This window comes from Corynebacterium sp. P4-C1 (assembly GCF_030503595.1).
GTDB lineage: Bacteria > Actinomycetota > Actinomycetes > Mycobacteriales > Mycobacteriaceae > Corynebacterium.
In genome coordinates this window covers 730,677-751,094 of sequence record NZ_CP129966.1, presented here as the reverse complement: position 1 = coordinate 751,094, position 20,418 = coordinate 730,677, and the positions used below count along the sequence as shown (strand labels likewise).

The window sequence follows — 20,418 nt, the reverse complement described above, 5'->3', positions numbered from 1 at the left end:
CCTAGACATAGGAGAACCATGACTGCGCTGAGCGCCGAAGGAAGGAACGGAAACTACCCGGGCAAGGGCATCGGGCAACCCGTGGGGGTCGCTGTGCTCGGCATGGGCACCGTCGGTACCGAGGTGCTGCGCCTGATCAACGAGTTCTCCGGCAGCCTGGAAAACCGCATCGGCGGTCCGATCGATGTCCGCGGTGTGGCCGTGTCCGACCTGAGCAAGAAGCGCGAGGTGCTCGACCTTTTCCCGGGCATCACGCTGACCGACAACGCGCGTGAGCTCATCGACCGGGACGACATCGACGTCGTCGTCGAGGTCATCGGCGGGATCGACTACCCGCGCGAACTCGTCCTCGCCGCGCTGAACGCGGGCAAGTCCGTAGTCACTGCCAACAAGGCGCTTATCGCGGCGCACGCCGACGAGCTTTCCGACGCCGCCAACGCCGCCGGCGTCGACCTCTACTACGAGGCCGCGGTCGCGGCCGCCATTCCCGTTGTGGGCATGCTGCGCCGTTCCCTGGCCGGCGACCAGATCCAGCGCATCTCCGGCATCGTCAACGGCACGACGAACTACGTGCTGGACGCGATGGCGTCGACAGGCATGTCCTACGACGAAGCACTCGCCGAAGCGACCCGCCTGGGGTATGCGGAGGCGGACCCGACCGCCGACGTCGAGGGCCACGATGCCGCGTCCAAGGCCGCGATCATGGCGTCGATGGGCTTCCACTCCCGCGTCACCTACGACGACGTGCACGCGGAGGGCATTACGAAGATCACCGCGGAGGACATTGAGGCCGCGCACGAAGCCGGATTCACCATCAAGCTGCTCGCCATTTGCGAGAGGCTTATCGACGACACCGGCAACACCTCCGTCTCCGCCCGCGTCCACCCGACGCTGGTGCCGAACGACCACCCGCTGGCGAGCGTCGATAAGTCCTACAACGCCGTGTTCGTCGAAGCGGAAGCTGCTGGCCGCCTGATGTTCTACGGCAACGGCGCCGGCGGTGCGCCCACCGCGTCTGCTGTGCTCGGCGACCTCGTCGGCGCCGCCCGCAACAAGATTCTCGGCGGCCGTGCCCCGGCGGAGAACCCCTACGCGCACTACCCAGTGGCTGACTTCGGCGATGTGCCCACGCGCTACCACATCGACATGTCCGTCGTGGACCGCGCCGGCGTGCTCGCCGAGATCTCCCGCCGCTTCGCCGCGCAGGATATCTCGATTTCCGCGGTGCGCCAGGAGGAGTCCGGCGAGCACTCCCGCCTCATCGTGGTCACCCACCAGTCACTGGAACGCAAGCTCGCCGCCATCGTCGACGAACTGCGCGACATCGACGAGGTCAAGGCCATCAACTCCGTCATCCGCCTGGGTGCTTAAACATGAGCACTGACCTGGAAACGGGCCTGCGCGCCCGCGTCACCGTCCCCGGAAGCTCCGCGAATTTGGGCCCCGGCTTTGACACCCTCGGCCTGGCCGTCGGCATCTACGACACCGTCGAGGTCGAAGTCACTTCTTCCGGCCTCGAGGTGGAGATCTTCGGCGAGGGTGCCGACGACCTGCCCCTCGACTCCTCCCACCTCGTAGTCAAGGCCATCAACTCCGGCCTGCACGCCGCCGATGTGCACGCCCCGGGCTTGAAGGTGACCTGCCACAACAACATCCCGCAGTCGCGCGGTCTCGGCTCGTCTGCCGCCGCCGCTGTCGCCGGTGTCGTCGCTGCGAACACGCTCGCCGGTAGCCCGCTGAGCACCGACGAGCTGATCCAGCTCAGTTCCGCCTTCGAGGGCCACCCGGACAACGCTGCCGCGAGCGTCGTCGGTGGGGCAGTGGTGTCGTGGACCGACATTCCCGTCGACGGTGTCTCGCAGCCCGAGTACCGCGCCGTTCCGCTGACTGTGCACAAGGACATCATCGCGACCGCCCTCGTGCCGGACTTCCACGCTTCCACGAACGCCGTGCGCAAGGTCCTGCCATCGCACGTCACGCACACCGACGCCCGGTTCAACGTCTCCCGCACCGCTGTCATGACCGTCGCGATTCAGACCCACCCCCAGTTCCTGTGGGAGGGCACCCGCGACCGCCTGCACCAGCCGTACCGTGCCGACGTCCTGCCGGTGACCGCCGAGTGGGTCAACCGCCTGCGCAACCGCGGCTACGCCGCCTACCTCTCCGGCGCCGGCCCGACCGCCATGGTCCTGTCGACCGAGCCCGTCGATGCGAAGATCCTCGACTCCGCGCGTGACGACGGCCTCCACGTTCTCGAGCTCGATGTCGCTGGGGCTGTGACTGCCGAACTGCTTCGTGCTTAAAACAAATAGGTAACGAAGCCTGCGTGCTTTCTGTTGTTGCTTTACATTCCTTAGTGACGCTGAACACATTGTGGAAAGGAATTGAAGGCATGTAGGCGTTATCTTCATCAGTTCGAGCGAGGGTTTTCCTCGCTCTTTCGATTGCCGTGGCGTGGGCCCCGATGACGCTCGCGCAGGGGTCCTCGGCCTCGTCTGCAGCTTCGTCTTCGGCTTCTTCGGTTTCGTCTGCGGCTAGTTCTGCGGCTTCGCCGGCGGAGTCGGGGTCTGCGGGTTCTGCCAGTGCGGATAGTAAGGCGATGTTGATTTTGGATGCGTCGTCGTCGATGTTGCAGGACGACGCTGATGGTCCGCGTATTGATGCTGCGAAGAAGGCTTCGAAGGATCTCGTCGAGTCCCTGCCGGGTACTGCCCAGATGGGGTTGATGGTTTACGGGGCGAAGGAGTCTGATGCGCCGGATAATCGTGATCGGGGGTGCAAGGATATTGAGACGCTTGCGCCTGTGGGGGAGATTGATAAGGACAAGTTCAACAAGGCGATTGATGGTGTGACGCCGAAGGGGCATACCCCGATGGGGAATTCGTTGCGTGAGGCAGCCAAGGAGCTTGGTGACGAGGGGCAGCGTTCGATCATTCTGGTTTCTGACGGTATTGATTCGTGTGCTCCGCCGCCGGTGTGTGAGGTGGCCAAGGAGTTAGCTGACGAGGGTGTGGATTTGGCGATTCACACTGTGGGTTTCAAGGTTGATGAGGAGGCTCGTAAGGAGCTGCAGTGTATTGCTGATGCGGGTAAGGGTCAGTTCTTGGAGGCTGATGATGCCGGTTCTCTTGCTGACTCTTTGAAGTTTCTGACTCAGCGTGATGTGGGTAAGTACCAGTTGAAGGGGACGAAGTTTGAGTTTGCGGATAGTCCCGAGGATGCGAAGTGGCTTGATGAGGGTCAGTATCAGACGAAGGTGACCCCGGATAGGAATGCGAAGAAGGATCGTTACTTCCGTGTCTCTGTGCCGGAGGGCCACAACGCCCGAGTCATCATCACCCCGGTATGGCAGACCAACGGAGGTATCCACCATGGCGATCTAGTGGTAGGAACGTCCTCGGAAACCAATGAAAAGGACCCGGAATGCGGTGCCGCAAGGACTGTCGTGGGTGGAACGAGCTCGGCCTACAGTAACGCTGAGTTCGGGCTCAGACCGTAGAGGGTGTCAGGAAGTTTGTGTGTGAGGCTCTGATCTGAAGGAGTTTCACTGATAATGACTGCTGTGTCACCGAAGAAAGGCCATGACCCGGCGAGGGTCAACGAGATCAGCGAGAAGCTGATGGAAAATCCTGAGCTGGCCAGCCTGATCAGCGAGCTGTCGGCCTCTGCTGATGATGCAAGCGACCTGGTTAAAGGCCTGTTGCAGGCATCGATCAACGCTGGTCTGCAGGCGGAGATGGATGCGCATTTGGGCTACGGCCATGCCGACCGTAAGGCGAAGGCCCGGGTGGAAACCGCACAGGAGAGCAATCACCGCAACGGGTCGTACACCAAGACCGTCAATTCTGGGTATGGCGCGTTGGAAGTGACTATGCCGAGGGATCGTGCTGGCACGTTTGTTCCAAAGATGGTGCCGAAGGGATCCCGTCGGCTGACAGAGCTCGACGACATGATTATCTCGTTGTACGCCGGCGGGATGACCGTGCGCGATATTCAGCACCATCTCGCCGGCACCCTGGGGGTGGATATGAGCCCAGATACGATCAGTACCATTACCGATGCGGTGTTGGATGAGGTGCTGATCTGGCAGAACAGGCAACTCGACGAGTTCTACCCAGTGATCTTCCTTGACGCGCTGCGAGTGAAGATCCGCGATGGTCACCGGGTGGTCAACAAAGCCTGCTACATAGCCATCGGTGTGGATATCGACGGCATCAAGCACATTTTAGGATTGTGGATCGCAGACAATGAAGGTGCCGCATTCTGGGCATCAGTCTGCGCAGATTTGGCCAACCGTGGCGTCCAGGACGTGTTCATCGTGTGTTGCGACGGGCTCAAAGGCCTGCCGGAAGCCGTGGAGGCAACCTGGCCGAATTCGATGGTGCAGACCTGCATCGTGCACCTGATTCGAGCTGCGAACCGGTGGGTGTCCTACCAAGACCGCAAACCCGTATCGAGGGCGCTACGTGAGATCTACACGGCCGCCAACGAGGACGCCGCCCGTGCCAGCCTGGATGCTTTCGAGGCCTCAGAGTTGGGCCGTAAATACCCGCAGTCGGTCAAAGTCTGGCGCGACGCCTGGGACCGGTTCGTGCCGTTTTTGCAGTTCCCGCCGGCGGCCCGGCGGGTGCTCTACACCACCAATTCGATCGAATCGCTGAATGCTGAACTGCGTAAAGCTACCCGTAACCGGGGCCAATTCCCGAACGATACCGCGGCGCTGAAGACCCTATGGTTGATGATCTGCAACATCGAAGACAAGCGCGCCGCCCAGCGAGCGAAGAAGGCGAAGCGCGACATCGAATGCAACGGCTATATTGAAGGAGCGAAAGCCAACGGGTGGAAACAAGCCATCAACCAACTAGCCGTGGCGTACCCCGACCGATTCGCGGACTACTTGTAAACCAAACCCCGCACACAAACAATCGGACACTCTCCAGACCGTACGAAATAGTGCTCGATCGCCATGAGTCGCTTACAGACAACGGCAAGCAGAACAATTGCGACATGAGTTCCTGGCTCATTCCGGTGCAGGTGTACCAGGACGGCGACGAAATCACTGACGATGTGAACCTTGAAGTCAACGTGAACTACGAGCCGCTTCCGGATGAGGAGCAGGCGAAGGAATGGAACGACCGGAAGATTCACGATGCTGGCGAGTACAAAGGGGACCTCGAAATCGAGAATTCCCAGGCGGTCACCGGTGGTTCTAGTTTCAACGATGCGGTGGAGATCACTGAAGGGTCGTATTCCGACAAGATCGTTCCGGGCGAATATCGGATGTACAAGATTCCGGTGGAGTGGGGTCAGCGCCCGGTGATCAAAGCGAAGACACCGAAATCGGTGATTGAGGAGGCCGATGCAATCGGATTAGGCTTCCACGATGCTCTTCGCAATAACGCCGGTGACGGGAAGCTGATTTTCTTCGATGAGGATGCCGAAGAGGGCCCCGTTGCTGCCAGTAATTATGCGTGGTACCGGGAAGCACAACAGGGCTTCTACTATGTCTGGTTCGGCATGGGGTCCAAGGGCGAAGGCGAAGTCACTGGTGTAGAGCAACCGTACGAGTTCGCAGTGAAGCTTGATGGTGAGCCGGCTGACGGTGGCATGGACTGGGAGCCGACGTATGAGGATGGTCCGGAGCCGTCGGATGAGCCGATCAAGTTCGACAGTGCCAATGACGACGGCTCCAAGAAGGATGGTAAGGAAGACGGCGATGGTGCGGATTCTGCCGAAGACGGTGATTCTTCGGCTCCGGGGTGGTTGTGGCCGGTTGCCCTTGGCGTGGGTCTGCTGCTGTTGGTGTTCCTCGGCATCTTGATGTTCATGCTGCGCCGGAGGAAGAAGGCTGCGCAGTCCCGGGTTGATGCGCGGGATGATTTCCCCCAGGGTCCGCGCGGTGGATCGACCGCCCAGTTCGGACAGCACGACCCAAGCGGTCCCCACGGCCAGCCTGGCCAGCCGAGCCAACCCGGTCCTCAAGGCCAGCCGGGCCAGTACGGCCCAAATACCCAGAACGGGCCGGAGAACCCGTACGGTCCAAGCAATCCGAACGGACCGAGCACTAGCCCCTACGCGTAGGAGCGGGGCGGAGGCGGCCGCACTATGCGATGTCCACTATGCGATGTGCACTATGCGATCTGCATAACGCCAGGTCGCGGCTCGCCGGGAAATGGCATCGCATAGTGAGGACAGCATAGGGGACAGGAAGGCCACCGAAGGCAGACTGTCCGGGAACAGCAGAAACCGCCCCGCACCCAGGGAGACTGGGACGGGGCGGTTTGGGCGTCGATAGGCGGAAGCTGCCTAGTGCTTGGCCTCGTACTTGACCGGCTCCGGCAGGCCACGCTGCTCGCGGACGCGGCGGGAAATGTGCTCGAGGGCGATGAGGGATTCCACGACCATCTCCGGGGTGACCGGGAACGGCATGTTGTGGATGGTCTCGTGCTCGGCGGTGGCGGCCTTGGCCACGGCCTCGAGCTCCTCGGTGTTCTCAGGCGTCAGGCCGACCTCGGTCAGGGAGTTCGGCAGGCCGACCTTGGTGGTGAACTCGATGAAGTCCTCGATCTCCTGGGCGTCGGCGCCCTCCATGATGAGCTGGGCGCAGGTGCCCACGTTGACCTTCTGGCCGTGGGACAGGCCGTGGGTCTGCTCGGCGGCGGTGAGGCCGTCGTGGATGGCGTGGGCAGCGGCGAGACCGCCGGATTCGAAACCGAGACCGGACAGGAGAGTGTTGGCCTCGACAACTGCTTCGAGAGCCGGGGTGACCACGCCGGCACGCACAGCATCGAGCGCGGCGAGACCGTGCTCCCACAGGATGTCCCAGCTCAGCTTGGCCAATGCGGCACCAGCGCGGGTCGGGTGGCCGCCGTTCATCGTGGTGCCGTTGCCCTTCGCGGTGGCGCGGGCCTCGACCCAGGTGGCCAGGGCGTCGCCGATGCCGGCGACGAGGAACTGCTCCGGCGCCCCGGCGACGAGCTGGGTGTCGATGAGCACGACGTCGGGGTTCTTCGGGAAGAAGCGGTACTCGTCGAACGCGCCGTCCTCGGTGTAAATCACCGCGAGGGTCGACGTCGGGGCGTCGGAGGACGCGGCGGTCGGGACGCTGGCCCAGACGATGTCGGACTCGAAACCGGCAGCCTTGGCCGCGTCGATCGCGGAGCCGCCGCCAATGCCGACGATAATGTCATGGCCCTCGGCCTTGATTTTTTCCACCAGGTCGTCGACGGCCTTCGCGGTCGCGAACTTCTCGAAGCCCACGCGGTTGACGGGCAAACCTGCGGCCTCGAAACCTTCGACAAGTTGCTTTTCGACGATCCCCCACACCGTGTCGTCCGACACCAGCAGCGGGTTCTCGCCAAGTTTCTTCAGGTGCTCGCCCAGATCGGCAATCGCACCCTTGCCTTGGATGTAGCGGGACGGGGAAGAGAAAATGTCGTGTTGTGCCATGCCCCCAACGGTACGCCGATCTCGTGATATGCGTTTTTGCGTGGAGAAATACGCGACTGCTCAGGCATGGCAGCGCGGGTCGCGGGGTTAGTTGCGCACAGTGGCCCCGGACGCGCTGTCGCCCCCGTCGCCCTCACGCTTGTCGGCGGTGTGGGTGCCGGGCCCGGGGAGGGTGATGATGTCGAATTCATCCTTGGCCAGATGCGAGCGCAGGTCGACCTTGTCGAATTTGCCCACGGAGGTCTTGTCGATGGAGGTGACGAAGGTCCAGTACTCCGGTGCCATCCAGGTGGGCAGCTCGCCCGCGAGGTCCTTGCGGAGCTTCTTGGCTAGCTCGACCGTCGGTGTGACATCGGCGTGGAGGACGGTCACGGCGAGGGGGCGCTCGCCCCATTTCTTATCGGGGTAGCCGATGACGGCGCACTCGACGACTTCGTCGGACTCCATGATTAGGTTCTCCAACTGGGCGGAGTAGATCCACTCGCCGCCGGAACGGATGACGTCGCGGGAGCGGTCGTAGAGCGTCATGAAGCCGTCGGAAGTCACGGTGCCCACATCTCCGGTGCGCAACCAGCCGGTGCCGGTGAACGACTCGTCGGAGGAGGGGACGGGCTCACCGCGGAACGTCGATACGCGTTCGGCTGCTTCTGGGTTTTCCGGCCAGTAGTAGGAGCCGGTGACCATGTTGCCGCGGACGTGGATCTCGCCGTCGTTTCGGTCGGTGCGCGACACGATGCCGCCGTCGTTGACCACGCGGTACTCCAGCCACGGTGCAAAGCGACCCTGCGAGATGCGATAGGCCCAGCGACGTTCACCGGACGCGCCCGACGGCGGACGCGCGACGGTGCCCACGGTGGAGGTCTCCGTCATGCCCCAGACGTGGATGATATCCACACCGTAGCGCTCCTCCCACACCTTGATCAGGGCCGGTGGGGCGGGGGAGCCGCCGACGTAAATCTCTGTCAGAGACATGCGCTCCGGCGGGTTGTGCAGGTAGTGCACCATGAGCTGGATCCACAAAGTGGGCACGCCATGCGCGACACGCGGGTGGGTGCCGGCGATCAGCTTCGCCAGCGTCGGCGCGGAGACATCCGAGTCCGGCAGCACCAGGGGAGTCCCAGTGAGAAACGCGCTGAACGGCACATTCCAGCTGAGCACGTGGTAGATCGGGATGCAGCACAGGAACGACTCGCCGTGCGTGATCGCCAGCGAGTCTGTCGCGCGCAGACTCATCGCCGTCAACCAGATCGACCGGTGGGAATATGCGATGCCCTTCGGAGGGCCGCTCGTCGCGGTGGAATAGCAGATCGCCGCGGCAGTGTTCTCGGGAAGTTCGGGCCAAGGGTAGAGGGTGGAGGAGCCGTCGAGAAGCGATTCGTACGAATAAACCGCGACGTCCGCGCCCACCGTGCCGCGCAGTTGCTCAATGTCGTCGAGGCCCGTGAAACAGACCGCGCGTACTGTCGGGCAGGACTCCAAGATGCGGTCCAGCTTCGGTGCAAGACGCGGGTCCGCGACGATGACCTCTATTTCCGCGTGGTTCACGATGTAGGCGATCTGGTCCTCGATCAACTGGAGGTTCAGCGGCACGAAAACCGAGCCCTTCGCCGCCGTTGCGAACATCACCTCGAGGTGCTCCGCGCAGTTGTACATCAGCGTGCCCACCCGCTGGTCGCCGTCAATGCCTAGGTGGTCCTCCAACGCGTGCGCGAACGCCGCCGCACGCGCGCCGACGGCCGCGAACGTCGTCTCCTCCGCCTCGCCCGAGCGCCACGTGGTCACTTTCGTGGAACCGTGCACCGAGGACCCGTACTCGAGGATCCGGCCGACCGAAAACGGCACTTCCTGCATGGTGGAAAGCATGCAGCCAACAATACCGTGGCCCCTTTTGAGCGGGTTGGTGAACCGCCGCCGCGCTGCGTCCGCTACACTGTCGGACAAGATCGTGACCTTACGGCGCTTTCCGCCTCCAGAAATCCGCCCGTGCCAGTAGTTTTCCCACGCGGCGTGAGTCCGATCTAGCGTGCACCACCTCCGCCCCTTCATTTCGCGGGCTTTTCAAGCCGACGGGCCGAGAGTGGGGACTACCGCGTGAACACACAGCGTCGCACGAACATGACGAAAGGACATCCGTGACCGAAACGGGTAACGCAGGGAGCCAGGACCTCGCATCGCTGAAACTTCCGGAGCTGCGCAAGATTGCCGCTGAAAAGGGCCTGCGCGGCACGTCCGCCCTGCGCAAGGGCGAGCTCATTCAAGCCATCACCACCGGCACCGTCCCGCAGCGCGCACGTCAGCGCGCCAGCGGGCAGGCCGCCGCGGACAACACCGAGACACCCTCCGCGCCCAGCTCCGACAACAAGGGCGACGACAAGAAGGACGCGCCGAAGAAGGATGGTGAGGAGCAGCGCTACGAGTCGCGCTCCGCCGCCCGCCGCGCGCGCCGCAACCGCGCCAAGCACGGCGACCAGTACGAGCACAAGCTTGACGACGGCGCCGCCAACCCCGACAACCGCGATCGCGGTGAGAAGGGTGACCGCGACGACCGCGGCGACCGTTCTGACCGGGGGGACCGCAGCGACCAAGACAATCACGACAACCGCAGCGACCGGGTCGACCGTTCTGACCGGGGCGACCGGGGCGGCAACAACCGCAGCAACGGCAATAACAACGGCAACCGCGGCGGCGACAACCGAGACAACCGTGACAACCACGACGGCAACGGCAACGGCGGCGGGGGCCGCCGCGGGCGCCGCAACCGCCGGAACCGCCGGAACCGTGATAACCACGGCAACAACAACGGTGGCGGCAACAACAACCACAACAACGGCCAGGACCTGGATCCCGAGGAGCTGCAGGAGGTCGCGGGCATTGTCGACATCGTCGACAACAACGCGGCGTTCGTGCGCACGACGGGCTACCGGGCGAACCAGGCAGACGTGTTCATCAACAACAACCTGGTGCGCCGCTGTGGCCTGCGCTCCGGCGATGCGGTGATCGGCCAGGTCCGTGCGAACGGCCAGGGTCACACGCACGGCAACGGCCGCAACCGCCAGCGCTACAACCAGCTGGTGCGTGTGGACACGGTCAATGGCATGACGGTGGACGAGGCGAAGCAGCGCGCTGAGTTCCACAAGCTGACCCCGCTGTACCCGAACCAGCGTCTGCGCCTGGAGACGGAGCCGAACATCCTCACCACGCGCGTGATCGACTTGGTCATGCCGATCGGTAAGGGCCAGCGCGCCCTGATCGTGTCCCCGCCGAAGGCCGGTAAGACGACGATCCTGCAGAACATCGCCAACGCGATCGCGCACAACAACCCGGAGTGCTACCTCATGGTCGTGCTTGTCGACGAGCGCCCCGAGGAAGTCACCGACATGCAGCGCTCCGTCAAGGGCGAGGTCATCGCCTCCACCTTCGACCGTCCGCCGAGCGAGCACACCGCTGTCGCGGAGCTGGCGATCGAGCGCGCTAAGCGCCTCGTCGAAATGGGCCAGGATGTCGTGGTCCTGCTCGACTCCATCACCCGCCTGGGTCGCGCGTACAACAACTCGTCGCCGGCGTCCGGCCGCATCCTTTCCGGCGGCGTGGACTCGAACGCGCTGTACCCGCCAAAGCGTTTCCTGGGCGCGGCCCGCAACATCGAGGAGGGCGGCTCGCTGACCATCATCGCGACCGCCATGGTGGAGACCGGTTCGGCCGGCGACACCGTCATCTTCGAGGAGTTCAAGGGCACCGGCAACGCCGAGCTGAAGCTGGACCGCAAGATCGCGGAACGCCGCGTCTTCCCGGCCGTGGACGTCAACCCGTCTGGCACCCGTAAGGACGAGCTGCTCATGAGCCCGGAGGAGACGCGCATCATGCACAAGCTGCGCCGTATCCTCTCCGCGCTCGACCCGCAGCAGTCCATCGACATGCTGATCAAGCAGCTGAAGAAGACGAAGAACAACGGCGAGTTCCTCGTCGGCGTGGCGCAATCCGCGCCGATGGCGGCGGACCAGGAGACGGAGGACTACCAGTAATGGCAGAGAAATCGCAAGTCTCGCTTGTCGACGACTACGTCTCCGAGTACCAGGGCATCCAAGCCCAGATGAGCGACCCGGAAGTGGTGGGCGACCAGGATCTCTTCCGGAAGCTGTCGAAGCGCTACGCGCAGCTGCAGCCGATCATCAACGTCAACAACGAGCTCAACCAGGCCCGCGAGGACCACGAGGCCGCCGCGGAGATGGCCTCGGAGGACAAGGAATTCGCCGAGGAGGCCACGCGCCTTGAAGGTGAGATCGTGCGCCTCGAGGAGGAGCTCGCGGACCTGCTCGCCCCGCGTGATGAGCACGACGCCGACGACGTGATCATGGAGATCAAGGCCGGCGCGGGCGGCGAAGAGGCCGCTCTGTTCGCCGGCGACCTCGCCCGCATGTACCAGAAGTACGCTGAGAAGGCGGGCTTGAGCTGGGATGTCCTCGACGTCGCGGAATCGGACCTGGGCGGTGTCAAGGACATGACGGTGTCCGTGACCATGAAGAACCCGTCTCGCGACGGCGCGTGGTCGAAGTTGAAGTTCGAGGGCGGCGTCCACCGCGTGCAGCGCATCCCAGTGACGGAATCGCAGGGCCGCATCCAGACGTCGGCAGCTGGCGTGTACGTCTTCCCGGAGACGGAGGAAGTCAGCGCGGTGGAGATCGACGAGAAGGATATTCGCGTCGATGTCTACCGTTCCTCCGGCAAGGGCGGCCAGGGCGTCAACACGACGGACTCGGCCGTGCGCATCACCCACCTGCCCACGGGCATTGTGGTCACGTGCCAGAAAGAGCGTTCCCAGATCCAGAACCGCGCGCGTGCGATGCAGGTTCTCCAGGCCCGCCTCGAACAGGCTGAGCGCGAGAAAGCTGAGGCCGAGGCGGCGGAAGGACGCGCGTCCCAGGTCCGCACGATGGACCGTTCGGAGCGCATCCGCACCTACAACTGGCCGGAGAACCGTATTTCCGACCACCGCATCGGTTTTAAAGCCAACAACCTTGACTCCGTGCTCGACGGCAACATGGACGACCTGATCACCGCGCTCCAGACCCATGAGCGCCAGGAGCGTCTTGAAGCAGAGTAGTCTCCGCTCAGCGATCAATAACGCCACGCAATCGCTTATCGACGCCCGCGTGGCATCCCCGTCCGTCGACGCCCGCCTCATCGCTGCCCACCTTTTAGGAGTGCCCCCGACGCAGCTGGTTTTGGCTGAACCGTATGACGGCTTCGATTCCGAGTACACAGCTCTGATCGCCCGCCGTGCTGCGCGGGAGCCCCTGCAGCACATCCTGGGTAGCGCGCCGTTCGGTGTCCACGACCTGAAGGTCGGTCCGGGAGTATTCATTCCTCGGCCCGAGACGGAGGTGCTCGCCGAGTGGGCCGTCGAGCAGGCCCCCCGGGGGACCGTGGTCGACTTCGGCACCGGTTCCGGTGCTTTGGCTATCTACATCGCTGACAGGGCGAAGCCGGAGACCGTCATCGGGGTGGAGAAGTCCCCGGCGGCGCTCGCCGTCGCCCGCGAGAATGCGGCACCGTTTCCCAACATCCGCATGATCGAAGGCGATATGACCGATCCGGATCTGCTCACCGAGCTTTCCGGGACCGTCGACCTCGTCGTCGCCAATCCTCCTTACGTGCCGTTCACACCTGAGGAGTCGGGGGAGCTGCAACCGGAGATCTACCGCGATCCCCTTGACGCCGTCTTCTCCGGCGCCGACGGCATGGATGCGATCAAGGGTCTCCTTCCTGTCGCGTCGCGGTTGCTCGCGCCCGGCGGGAAACTCGGCATCGAACACGACGACACGACCGCAGCGCTGACCCGCGGGCTCGTCGAAGCGGACGGCTCATTTGCAGACATCCGCAACATGGCCGACCTCACGGGACGTGAACGGTTTGTCACGGCGAGTAAGCTACGGACACATTGACGTTTCCATCCAGGGACCACATCCGAAGGAGCACCACCTAGATGCCGAGCAGAATCTACGACTGCCTTGACCCCCAGGGGCGCAAGGAGGGCATCGATGCCGCCGCGAAGGCTGTCCGGGCGGGGCAGTGCGTGGTTTTGCCGACCGACACGGTCTACGGGATTGGGGTGGACGCGTTCAACCCGGATGCCGTCGCAAAGCTTCTTGCCACGAAGCGGCGTGGGCCGGACATGCCTGTGCCTGTGCTCGTGGGGTCGTGGACGACCATTCAGGGGTTGGTGCGCGAATTCACCGATACCGCGAAAACTCTCGTTGAAGCCTTCTGGCCAGGCGGACTTTCGCTCGTTGTCCCCGAAGCGCCGTCCCTACCGTGGAACCTCGGCGACACCCGCGGCACCGTCCTTCTGCGCATGCCGCTGCAGTCCGTGGCGATCGAGCTGCTGCGCGAGGTCGGCCCCATGGCTGTCTCGAGCGCGAACATCTCCGGCCAGGCGCCGCCGGTGTCCGCCGTTGGCGCCCGCGACCAGTTCGGCGAGGCCGTGCAGACCTACCTCGACGGCGGCACCTCGCAGGTGGGGCAGCCGTCCACCATCCTCGACATCTCCGGGCCCGCGCCGGTGATTCTCCGCGAAGGAGCCGTCAGCCCCGCACAGATCGGTGAAGTTTTGGGGCTTGACCCCGAGGAGCTGAGGTGGAAAGACAGGTAGTGCCATGACCGGATCAGGTGTCCCCTTGAGGGAGCTGGGGATGGTCATTCTCGTCGCGGCGGTGCTCAGTTACCTCTCGACGGGACCCATCCGGTCCCTCCTCGTGCGTACCGGCCGCATTGCCGAGATCCGCGAGCGCGACGTGCACACCCAGCCCACCCCGAGCCTCGGGGGAGTGGCCATGTTCACCGGCTTCCTGTCCGCGGTGTACCTGGCCATGCAGCTGCCAGCGCTGACACGTGGTTTCGCCCCTGTCACCCCCGAGATGACAGCGGTGGTCGTCGGCGCCTTCCTCATCGTGGTTGTGGGCATCATCGACGACCTCTACGAACTCGGCGCGCTCTCCAAATTTTTCGGCCAGGTCGTCGCCGCCGTCACAATGTCCCTGATGGGGCTATCCTTCAACGTCTTCTACTTGCCGTTCGACGGCGGAACCACGCTTATTCTGGACCAAGCGCAAGGCGTGGTCGTCTCCTCGCTGATCATTGTGATGCTCATCAACGCCTTCAACTTCGTCGACGGTATCGATGGGCTGGCCGCCGGACTCGGCATGATCGCCGGCGGGGCAATTTTGGTGTTCTCCCTGACAGTGCTCCACGACCAAGGCGGCGCCGTCTCCGCGTACCCGCCCGCCATCATCTGCGCCGCACTGGTGGGCATGTGCGCCGGTTTCCTGCCGCACAACTATGAACCCGCGCGCATCTTCATGGGGGACTCCGGCGCCATGCTGATCGGGCTCTTGCTCGCCGCCGCCTCGATCTCCGCCTCCGGCAAGATCAACATGTCGCTGTACGGCACCGCTGACTTCGTGGCCCTGATCAGCCCCTTCATCGTCGTTGTCGCCGCTGTGGCTCTGCCCGTCGTCGACCTCGTCATGGCCGTCATCCGACGCGTTTCTCAGGGTAAGAGTCCGTTCGCCGCCGACCGGCAGCACATCCACCACCGCCTGCTCGCCCTCGGGCACACGCACCGGCGCACCGTGCTCGTGCTCTACATGTGGGTCTCCGCTATCGCCTTCGGCGCCGTGAGCTTCTCCGTCATTCCTTCTCGCTACGCCGCCGCTCTCTTGCTGTCCGCAGTCGTCCTCGCCGCCGCGGCCACGGCCGTGCCCGCAATGAAAGGCAAGATCGGACCTTCGCGGTAGCATGATCGCTTGTGAACCCTGCGAACTCTGCGAACTCTGCTGACTCCGCTGGCCCCGTCGACTCCGGTGCCCCCGCCGTCCCCGACTACGAGGACCCCGCAGCGCCGCTCAAGCGCGCACTGAAACTCGGTGGCTGGGCCCTCGTCGTGCTCACCGTCGTCTCGCTCGCGGCGTGGGGCGCCGCGCGAGAACTTCCCGGCATTTGGGGCGTGCTCCTCGGCGCGGGCATCGGCGGCGGCTTCGTCCTGCTGACCGTCGTCTCTGTCCTGGCGACATCCAAAACCACACCCGCCACGACCATGGCGGTGGTGCTCGGGAGTTGGTTAGTCAAGCTTCTCGTCTTGGGCGGTCTACTCGTGTGGCTGCGCACAATGGATTTCTACGACACCGCGGCCTTTGTGGTGACGATCATCGCGGCACTCGTCGTCGTCCTCGCATCCGAGGTGTGGGGAATCATGACGACGCAGGCGATGTACGTGGGGTAGAGGTGGGCGTCGATAAGCGGGTGCCCCCTGTGACTCACGTTACAGCGAGCTGATTGGTGCCCATACCTGCTCATACGCCGACAATGAAACACCCGGCCCCGAATCACCGCGACAACCTCCCCCCAACGTGCCCGATTAGGGCAGTCTGCTGATAGGCTTATCGCGGGTTAAGAGAGGGAAGCTACGCCTTAATGGGGTAACCACCTCTGAAAGTCCCCTGCACCGCGGTAGCTGATGTGCGACGGAGTCCGCCGCGGAAGGCAGAAATGAAGACGTCCATCGCACCGCACCCCGCACCGGAGTGCGGCCCGAGAACGGGAGAGAACGCTGAGCGTTACAACTTTGGCCATGAGGGGCAGCTTCCACGCGCCCGAATTGGACCCAGAATTTTTCCCGGGGCAATACTACGGCCAAATGATCGGGGAAGACTTCCTCGGCGGTTGGTTCGCGCTGGATCGCATCATGATCGTCCGCCTGTTCATGGCGGCCATCCTGATCATCCTGTTCCTGCTGGCCTTCAGGAAACCACAGTTGGTTCCCAAAGGCCTGCAAAACTTCGGTGAGCTCGCAGTGGACTTCGTCCGCGTGCAGATCGCCGAGGACATCTTGGGCAAGAAAGAAGGCCGCCGATTCCTTGCGGTAATCGCGACCATCTTCTTCACGGTCCTCTTCATGAACGTTGCCACGATCATTCCGGGGTTGAACATCTCCCCGAGCTCACGAATCGGTCTGCCGATCGTGCTCGCGGTGGTGGGCTACTTCACCATGATCTACGCAGGCGCATCGCGCTACGGATTCGGCAAATACGTGAAGCACTCGCTCGTGATCCCCAACTTGCCTCCCTTGCTCCACCTCCTGGTGGTGCCGATCGAGTTCTTCTCGACATTCATTCTGCGTCCGGTCACCCTGGCTCTTCGTCTCATGGCGAACTTCCTGGCCGGCCACATCATTCTCGTCCTGCTGTACTCCGCCACGAACTTCTTCTTCTGGCAGCTCAACGGCTGGACGGCAATGAGCGGCCTCACACTGGTCGCAGCGGTCCTGTTCACCCTGTACGAGTTGATTGTCATCTTCCTGCAGGCGTACATCTTCGCCCTTCTGGTCGCGGTGTACATCGAACTGTCGCTGCACGCAGATTCACACTAGTCAGGCGCGAACTGACTTACGGCCAACTGAATAACCCCACTCACCTCGTCACCGCCCGGACCGCAACAGGGAAGGGCACCAAGAAAGGGAACGACTTTCCATGAACGACATCATCCTCGCGCAGGCAGCAGAAGCTACCGAGTACACCGGTCTCGGCGCCATCGGCTACGGCATCGCCACGATCGGCCCGGGCCTCGGCATCGGCATCCTCGTCGGCAAGACCGTTGAGGGCATGGCACGTCAGCCCGAGATGGCTGGCCAGCTGCGCACCACGATGTTCCTGGGTATCGCCTTCGTCGAGGCGCTCGCCCTGATCGGCCTCGTCGCCGGCTTCCTGTTCTAAAAGAACACGCACATTAACTCGTAAACCTTTTAGTACAGGAGCAACCAATGACGAACGTCATCTACCTACTTGCGGCCGAGGAGGCCGAGAAGTTGCCCGGCGACGGCGGCAACTCCATCCTCCTGCCCAAGACATACGACCTCGTCTGGTCCCTCGTTGTCTTCCTCATCATCTTCCTGCTCTTCTGGAAGTTCGTGCTTCCGAAGTTCCAGGAAGTCCTCGCAGAGCGCGAAGACAAGATCAAGGGCGGCATTGAGCGCGCGGAGTCCGCTCAGGCACAGGCCAAGGCTGCTCTGGAGAAGAACAACGCACAGCTCGCTGAGGCACGCGCCGAAGCCGCAGAGATCCGCGAAGCAGCCCGCCAGAAGGGCAAGGAGATCGAGGCAGAAGCCCGCGCCAACGCAGAGGCAGAGTCCCGCCGCATTGTCGAAAACGGCGAAAAGCAGCTCCAAGCCTCCCGCGAGCAGGTCATCGCTGAACTGCGCAACGACCTGGGCCAGAACTCCATCACGCTGGCTGAGGAGCTCCTCGGTGCAGAGCTGTCGGACAACACCCGCCGCTCGAACACCATCGACTCCTTCCTGAGCCAGCTGGACACCGTCTCCGCCCGCTCGGCGACGCGGAAGTGAGGTAGTCCATGAGAGCAGCTAGCCGCGAAGCACAGACTCGGGTCTCCGAGAAACTGGACGCATTTCTGCGCAACGCTGGCGACACCGTCTCCATCGCAGCCCAGGTGGGCACCGAGCTGTTCCTCGTTGTGGACCAGCTCGAAGCACACCGCTCCCTGCGCGTTGCAGTGGCGGACACATCCCTGAAGCCGGAGCAGCGTTCCGGCTTGATCGGCGACGTCTTCAGCGGCAAGGTGGCGGACACCACCATGTCCGTGCTGAAGCAGGCCGCCGAGCAGGACTGGTCGACCCCGCGCGAATTCCGTGAGGGGCTCGTGCACCTGGGACGCCGTGCCCTGCTGCGCGGCGCCGAGAGCGAGGGCAAGCTGGAGCACGTCGAGAACGAGCTCTTCGCCCTGTCCCGCCTTCTCGAGCGTGAAGGGGAGCTGACCCAGCTGCTGTCCGACCGCCGCGCAACCGCTGACCAGAAGCGCCAGCTCCTGGCGAGCGTGCTGTACGGCAAGGTGAGCATGTACACCGAGGCGCTCGCGCTTCAGGTGATCGGCCGCCCCGAGCACAATCCGGTCGACGACATTGCCGCGGTCTCCCGCGAGTCCGCAGAGTTGACCGGCAAGACGGTTGCCGAGGTCACGTCCGCGACGGAGCTGACCGACGCACAGCGTGAGACGCTGGCAGAGAAGCTAGGCAAGATTTACGGCCGCGAGATGGCCATCCACTCCGAGGTTGACCCCAGCCTCCTCGGCGGTGTGACCATCCGCGTTGGCGACGAGCTTATCGACGGCTCCACGCGCGGCAAACTGTCGCGCTTGCGTGCCGACATGGCGGCCAACACGGCTTATTAACGACGAAAATGCTGGAACAATCAACCGAGAGCAGGAAGAACATGGCGGAGCTGACGATCTCCTCCGATGAGATCCGTAGCGCGATAGCGAACTACACCTCGAGCTACTCCGCGGAGGCCTCCCGTGAGGAGGTCGGCGTGGTGACGTCGGCTGCAGATGGTATTGCCCAGGTTTCCGGGCTGCCGGGCTGCATGACCAACGAGCTGCTTGAGTTCCCTAACGGCGTCATTGGCGTCGCACAGAACCTTGACACCGACACGATCGGCGTTGTGGTCCTGGGTAATTTCGAGACCCTCACCGAGGGCGACAAAGTTGTACGGACCGGCGAGGTTCTGTCCATCCCGGTCGGGGATAACTTCCTCGGCCGCGTGATCAACCCCCTGGGCCAGCCGATTGACGGCCTTGGCCCGATCGAGGCCGAAGAAGAGCGCGTGCTCGAGCTTCAGGCCGCAAGCGTTCTCGACCGCCAGCCGGTCGAGGAGCCGATGCAGACGGGTATCAAGGCGATTGACGCCATGACCCCGATCGGCCGTGGTCAGCGTCAGCTGATCATTGGCGACCGCAAGACTGGTAAGACCGCGGTCTGCATCGACACCATTCTCAACCAGAAGGCCTACTGGGAAACCGGCGACAAGACGAAGCAGGTCCGCTGCATCTACGTTGCCATCGGCCAGAAGGGCTCGACCATCGCAGGTGTGCGCCGCACCCTCGAGGAGAACGGTGCACTGGAGTACACCACCATTGTGGCTGCTCCGGCTTCCGATTCTGCGGGCTTCAAGTGGCTGGCGCCGTTCGCCGGTGCCGCGCTGGGTCAGCACTGGATGTACCAGGGCAACCACGTCTTGGTCATCTATGACGACCTGACCAAGCAGGCTGAGGCCTACCGCGCGATTTCGCTGCTGCTGCGCCGCCCGCCGGGCCGCGAGGCATACCCGGGCGACGTCTTCTACCTGCACTCCCGCCTGCTGGAGCGTGCGGCCAAGCTCAACGACGAGCTCGGCGCCGGCTCGCTGACGGCGCTCCCGATCATCGAGACGAAGGCGAACGACGTGGGCGCCTTCATTCCGACGAACGTCATCTCGATTACGGACGGCCAGTGCTTCCTGCAGTCCGACCTGTTCAACCAGGGCGTGCGCCCGGCTATCGACGTGGGTATCTCTGTCTCCCGTGTCGGTGGTGCCGCACAGACCAAGGGCATGAAGAAGGTCGCCGGTAACCTGCGTCTGGACTTGGCCGCGTACCGCGACCTCGAGTCCTTCGCTGCGTTCGCCTCCGACCTCGACGACGCTTCGAAGCGTCAGCTCGAGCGCGGCCAGCGCCTCGTCGAGCTGCTGAAGCAGTCCGAGAACTCGCCGCAGCCGGTCGAGTTCCAGATCATCTCCATCTTCCTCGCCAACGAGGGCGCCTTCGACTCCGTTCCCGTCGAAGATGTCCGCCGTTACGAGGCAGAGCTGCACGAGACGATCCGTGCCGAGGCCCCCGAGGTCTACGAGCAGGTCGACGGTGGTGTCGCCCTGTCCGACGAGTCCAAGGAGACTCTGAAGTCCGTCAACGAGCGCTTCGCACGCGACTTCCAGCCGACCAACGAGGAGCACGTCGTCCGCGAGCCGGAGGCGAAGCCCCTCGACGAGGCGGATGTGTCGAAGAACCAGCTCAACGTTTCTCGTAAGTCGCAGAAGCGCGGCTAGTTCACACGACGAGCTAGACGAGCGAATACGACTCACTACGACT

At 63.5% G+C, this 20,418-nt stretch carries 18 protein-coding genes; 16 read left to right on the top strand and 2 right to left on the bottom strand.

Annotated features, from left to right (window positions below):
• The first annotated feature begins 18 nt into the window (after positions 1-18).
• The 5 genes from QYR03_RS03515 to QYR03_RS03495 all read left to right on the top strand — a co-directional run bounded on the left by QYR03_RS03515 (position 19) and on the right by QYR03_RS03495 (position 6,081).
• Positions 19-1,371, top strand: a complete 1,353-nt coding sequence (locus tag QYR03_RS03515; RefSeq protein WP_301713507.1) for a homoserine dehydrogenase — start codon at positions 19-21, stop codon at positions 1,369-1,371.
• 2 nt (positions 1,372-1,373) lie between these two features.
• Complete coding sequence (gene thrB, locus QYR03_RS03510) at positions 1,374-2,303, top strand: homoserine kinase (protein WP_301713508.1); 930 nt, start codon at positions 1,374-1,376, stop codon at positions 2,301-2,303.
• Positions 2,304-2,599: 296 nt separating this feature from the next.
• Positions 2,600-3,499: a VWA domain-containing protein gene (locus tag QYR03_RS03505; RefSeq protein WP_301713509.1), complete on the top strand. Its 900-nt coding sequence runs from the start codon at positions 2,600-2,602 to the stop codon at positions 3,497-3,499.
• Positions 3,500-3,553: 54 nt separating this feature from the next.
• Entirely contained in the window at positions 3,554-4,903 is a 1,350-nt protein-coding gene (locus QYR03_RS03500; protein ID WP_301713562.1) for an IS256 family transposase, read from the top strand.
• 104 nt (positions 4,904-5,007) lie between these two features.
• Positions 5,008-6,081, top strand: coding sequence for a hypothetical protein (locus QYR03_RS03495; protein ID WP_301712834.1), 1,074 nt, complete (start codon positions 5,008-5,010; stop codon positions 6,079-6,081).
• A gap of 225 nt (positions 6,082-6,306) precedes the next feature.
• Here the strand turns inward: QYR03_RS03495 and QYR03_RS03490 are convergent, their stop codons facing one another.
• Together QYR03_RS03490 and QYR03_RS03485 are read right to left on the bottom strand one after the other, a co-directional pair.
• Complete coding sequence (locus QYR03_RS03490; RefSeq protein ID WP_301712833.1) at positions 6,307-7,449, bottom strand: glycerol dehydrogenase; 1,143 nt, start codon at positions 7,447-7,449, stop codon at positions 6,307-6,309.
• An 87-nt stretch (positions 7,450-7,536) separates the two neighbouring features.
• Entirely contained in the window at positions 7,537-9,312 is a 1,776-nt protein-coding gene (locus QYR03_RS03485) for a long-chain fatty-acid--CoA ligase (RefSeq protein ID WP_259850902.1), read from the bottom strand.
• 269 nt (positions 9,313-9,581) lie between these two features.
• On the opposite strand from QYR03_RS03485, the gene rho reads away from it, so the two are divergent.
• The 11 genes from rho to atpA all read left to right on the top strand — a co-directional run bounded on the left by rho (position 9,582) and on the right by atpA (position 20,375).
• Complete coding sequence (rho, locus tag QYR03_RS03480; RefSeq protein WP_301712832.1) at positions 9,582-11,471, top strand: transcription termination factor Rho; 1,890 nt, start codon at positions 9,582-9,584, stop codon at positions 11,469-11,471.
• Positions 11,471-12,550 carry a peptide chain release factor 1 gene (gene prfA, locus QYR03_RS03475; RefSeq protein WP_259850904.1) on the top strand — a complete coding sequence of 360 codons (1,080 nt, stop codon included), beginning with the start codon at positions 11,471-11,473 and terminating at the stop codon, positions 12,548-12,550. The genes rho and prfA overlap by 1 nt, the downstream gene beginning before the upstream one ends.
• Entirely contained in the window at positions 12,519-13,391 is an 873-nt protein-coding gene (prmC, locus tag QYR03_RS03470) for a peptide chain release factor N(5)-glutamine methyltransferase (RefSeq protein WP_301712831.1), read from the top strand. Before prfA ends, prmC begins: the two co-directional genes overlap by 32 nt.
• Positions 13,392-13,432: 41 nt before the next feature.
• Positions 13,433-14,098 (top strand): L-threonylcarbamoyladenylate synthase, encoded by a 666-nt coding sequence (locus QYR03_RS03465; RefSeq protein WP_301712830.1) that lies wholly within the window; start codon positions 13,433-13,435, stop codon positions 14,096-14,098.
• 4 nt (positions 14,099-14,102) lie between these two features.
• Positions 14,103-15,242, top strand: a complete 1,140-nt coding sequence (locus QYR03_RS03460; RefSeq protein ID WP_301712829.1) for a glycosyltransferase family 4 protein — start codon at positions 14,103-14,105, stop codon at positions 15,240-15,242.
• A 119-nt stretch (positions 15,243-15,361) separates the two neighbouring features.
• Positions 15,362-15,727 carry a hypothetical protein gene (locus QYR03_RS03455; protein WP_301712839.1) on the top strand — a complete coding sequence of 122 codons (366 nt, stop codon included), beginning with the start codon at positions 15,362-15,364 and terminating at the stop codon, positions 15,725-15,727.
• 348 nt (positions 15,728-16,075) lie between these two features.
• Positions 16,076-16,873: a F0F1 ATP synthase subunit A gene (atpB, locus tag QYR03_RS03450; RefSeq protein WP_301712828.1), complete on the top strand. Its 798-nt coding sequence runs from the start codon at positions 16,076-16,078 to the stop codon at positions 16,871-16,873.
• A gap of 100 nt (positions 16,874-16,973) precedes the next feature.
• Positions 16,974-17,216, top strand: coding sequence for an ATP synthase F0 subunit C (locus tag QYR03_RS03445; protein WP_076598385.1), 243 nt, complete (start codon positions 16,974-16,976; stop codon positions 17,214-17,216).
• Between the two features lie 47 nt (positions 17,217-17,263).
• Complete coding sequence (locus QYR03_RS03440) at positions 17,264-17,845, top strand: F0F1 ATP synthase subunit B (RefSeq protein ID WP_301712827.1); 582 nt, start codon at positions 17,264-17,266, stop codon at positions 17,843-17,845.
• 8 nt (positions 17,846-17,853) lie between these two features.
• Positions 17,854-18,687, top strand: coding sequence for a F0F1 ATP synthase subunit delta (locus QYR03_RS03435; RefSeq protein WP_301712826.1), 834 nt, complete (start codon positions 17,854-17,856; stop codon positions 18,685-18,687).
• An 8-nt stretch (positions 18,688-18,695) separates the two neighbouring features.
• Positions 18,696-20,375: a F0F1 ATP synthase subunit alpha gene (gene atpA / locus QYR03_RS03430; protein WP_301712825.1), complete on the top strand. Its 1,680-nt coding sequence runs from the start codon at positions 18,696-18,698 to the stop codon at positions 20,373-20,375.
• The last annotated feature ends 43 nt before the right edge of the window (positions 20,376-20,418 follow it).

What these genes read in the sequence shown, in the direction of transcription:
- QYR03_RS03515 (WP_301713507.1), top strand. Translation starts at nt 19, where the DNA reads ATGACTGCGCTGAGCGCCGAAGGAAGGAACGGAAACTACCCGGGCAAG.
- thrB (WP_301713508.1), top strand. Translation starts at nt 1,374, where the DNA reads ATGAGCACTGACCTGGAAACGGGCCTGCGCGCCCGCGTCACCGTCCCC.
- QYR03_RS03505 (WP_301713509.1), top strand. Translation starts at nt 2,600, where the DNA reads ATGTTGATTTTGGATGCGTCGTCGTCGATGTTGCAGGACGACGCTGAT.
- QYR03_RS03500 (WP_301713562.1), top strand. Translation starts at nt 3,554, where the DNA reads ATGACTGCTGTGTCACCGAAGAAAGGCCATGACCCGGCGAGGGTCAAC.
- QYR03_RS03495 (WP_301712834.1), top strand. Translation starts at nt 5,008, where the DNA reads ATGAGTTCCTGGCTCATTCCGGTGCAGGTGTACCAGGACGGCGACGAA.
- QYR03_RS03490 (WP_301712833.1), bottom strand. Translation starts at nt 7,449, where the DNA reads ATGGCACAACACGACATTTTCTCTTCCCCGTCCCGCTACATCCAAGGC.
- QYR03_RS03485 (WP_259850902.1), bottom strand. Translation starts at nt 9,312, where the DNA reads ATGCTTTCCACCATGCAGGAAGTGCCGTTTTCGGTCGGCCGGATCCTC.
- prfA (WP_259850904.1), top strand. Translation starts at nt 11,471, where the DNA reads ATGGCAGAGAAATCGCAAGTCTCGCTTGTCGACGACTACGTCTCCGAG.
- prmC (WP_301712831.1), top strand. Translation starts at nt 12,519, where the DNA reads ATGAGCGCCAGGAGCGTCTTGAAGCAGAGTAGTCTCCGCTCAGCGATC.
- QYR03_RS03465 (WP_301712830.1), top strand. Translation starts at nt 13,433, where the DNA reads ATGCCGAGCAGAATCTACGACTGCCTTGACCCCCAGGGGCGCAAGGAG.
- QYR03_RS03460 (WP_301712829.1), top strand. Translation starts at nt 14,103, where the DNA reads ATGACCGGATCAGGTGTCCCCTTGAGGGAGCTGGGGATGGTCATTCTC.
- atpB (WP_301712828.1), top strand. Translation starts at nt 16,076, where the DNA reads ATGAGGGGCAGCTTCCACGCGCCCGAATTGGACCCAGAATTTTTCCCG.
- QYR03_RS03445 (WP_076598385.1), top strand. Translation starts at nt 16,974, where the DNA reads ATGAACGACATCATCCTCGCGCAGGCAGCAGAAGCTACCGAGTACACC.
- QYR03_RS03440 (WP_301712827.1), top strand. Translation starts at nt 17,264, where the DNA reads ATGACGAACGTCATCTACCTACTTGCGGCCGAGGAGGCCGAGAAGTTG.
- QYR03_RS03435 (WP_301712826.1), top strand. Translation starts at nt 17,854, where the DNA reads ATGAGAGCAGCTAGCCGCGAAGCACAGACTCGGGTCTCCGAGAAACTG.
- atpA (WP_301712825.1), top strand. Translation starts at nt 18,696, where the DNA reads ATGCTGGAACAATCAACCGAGAGCAGGAAGAACATGGCGGAGCTGACG.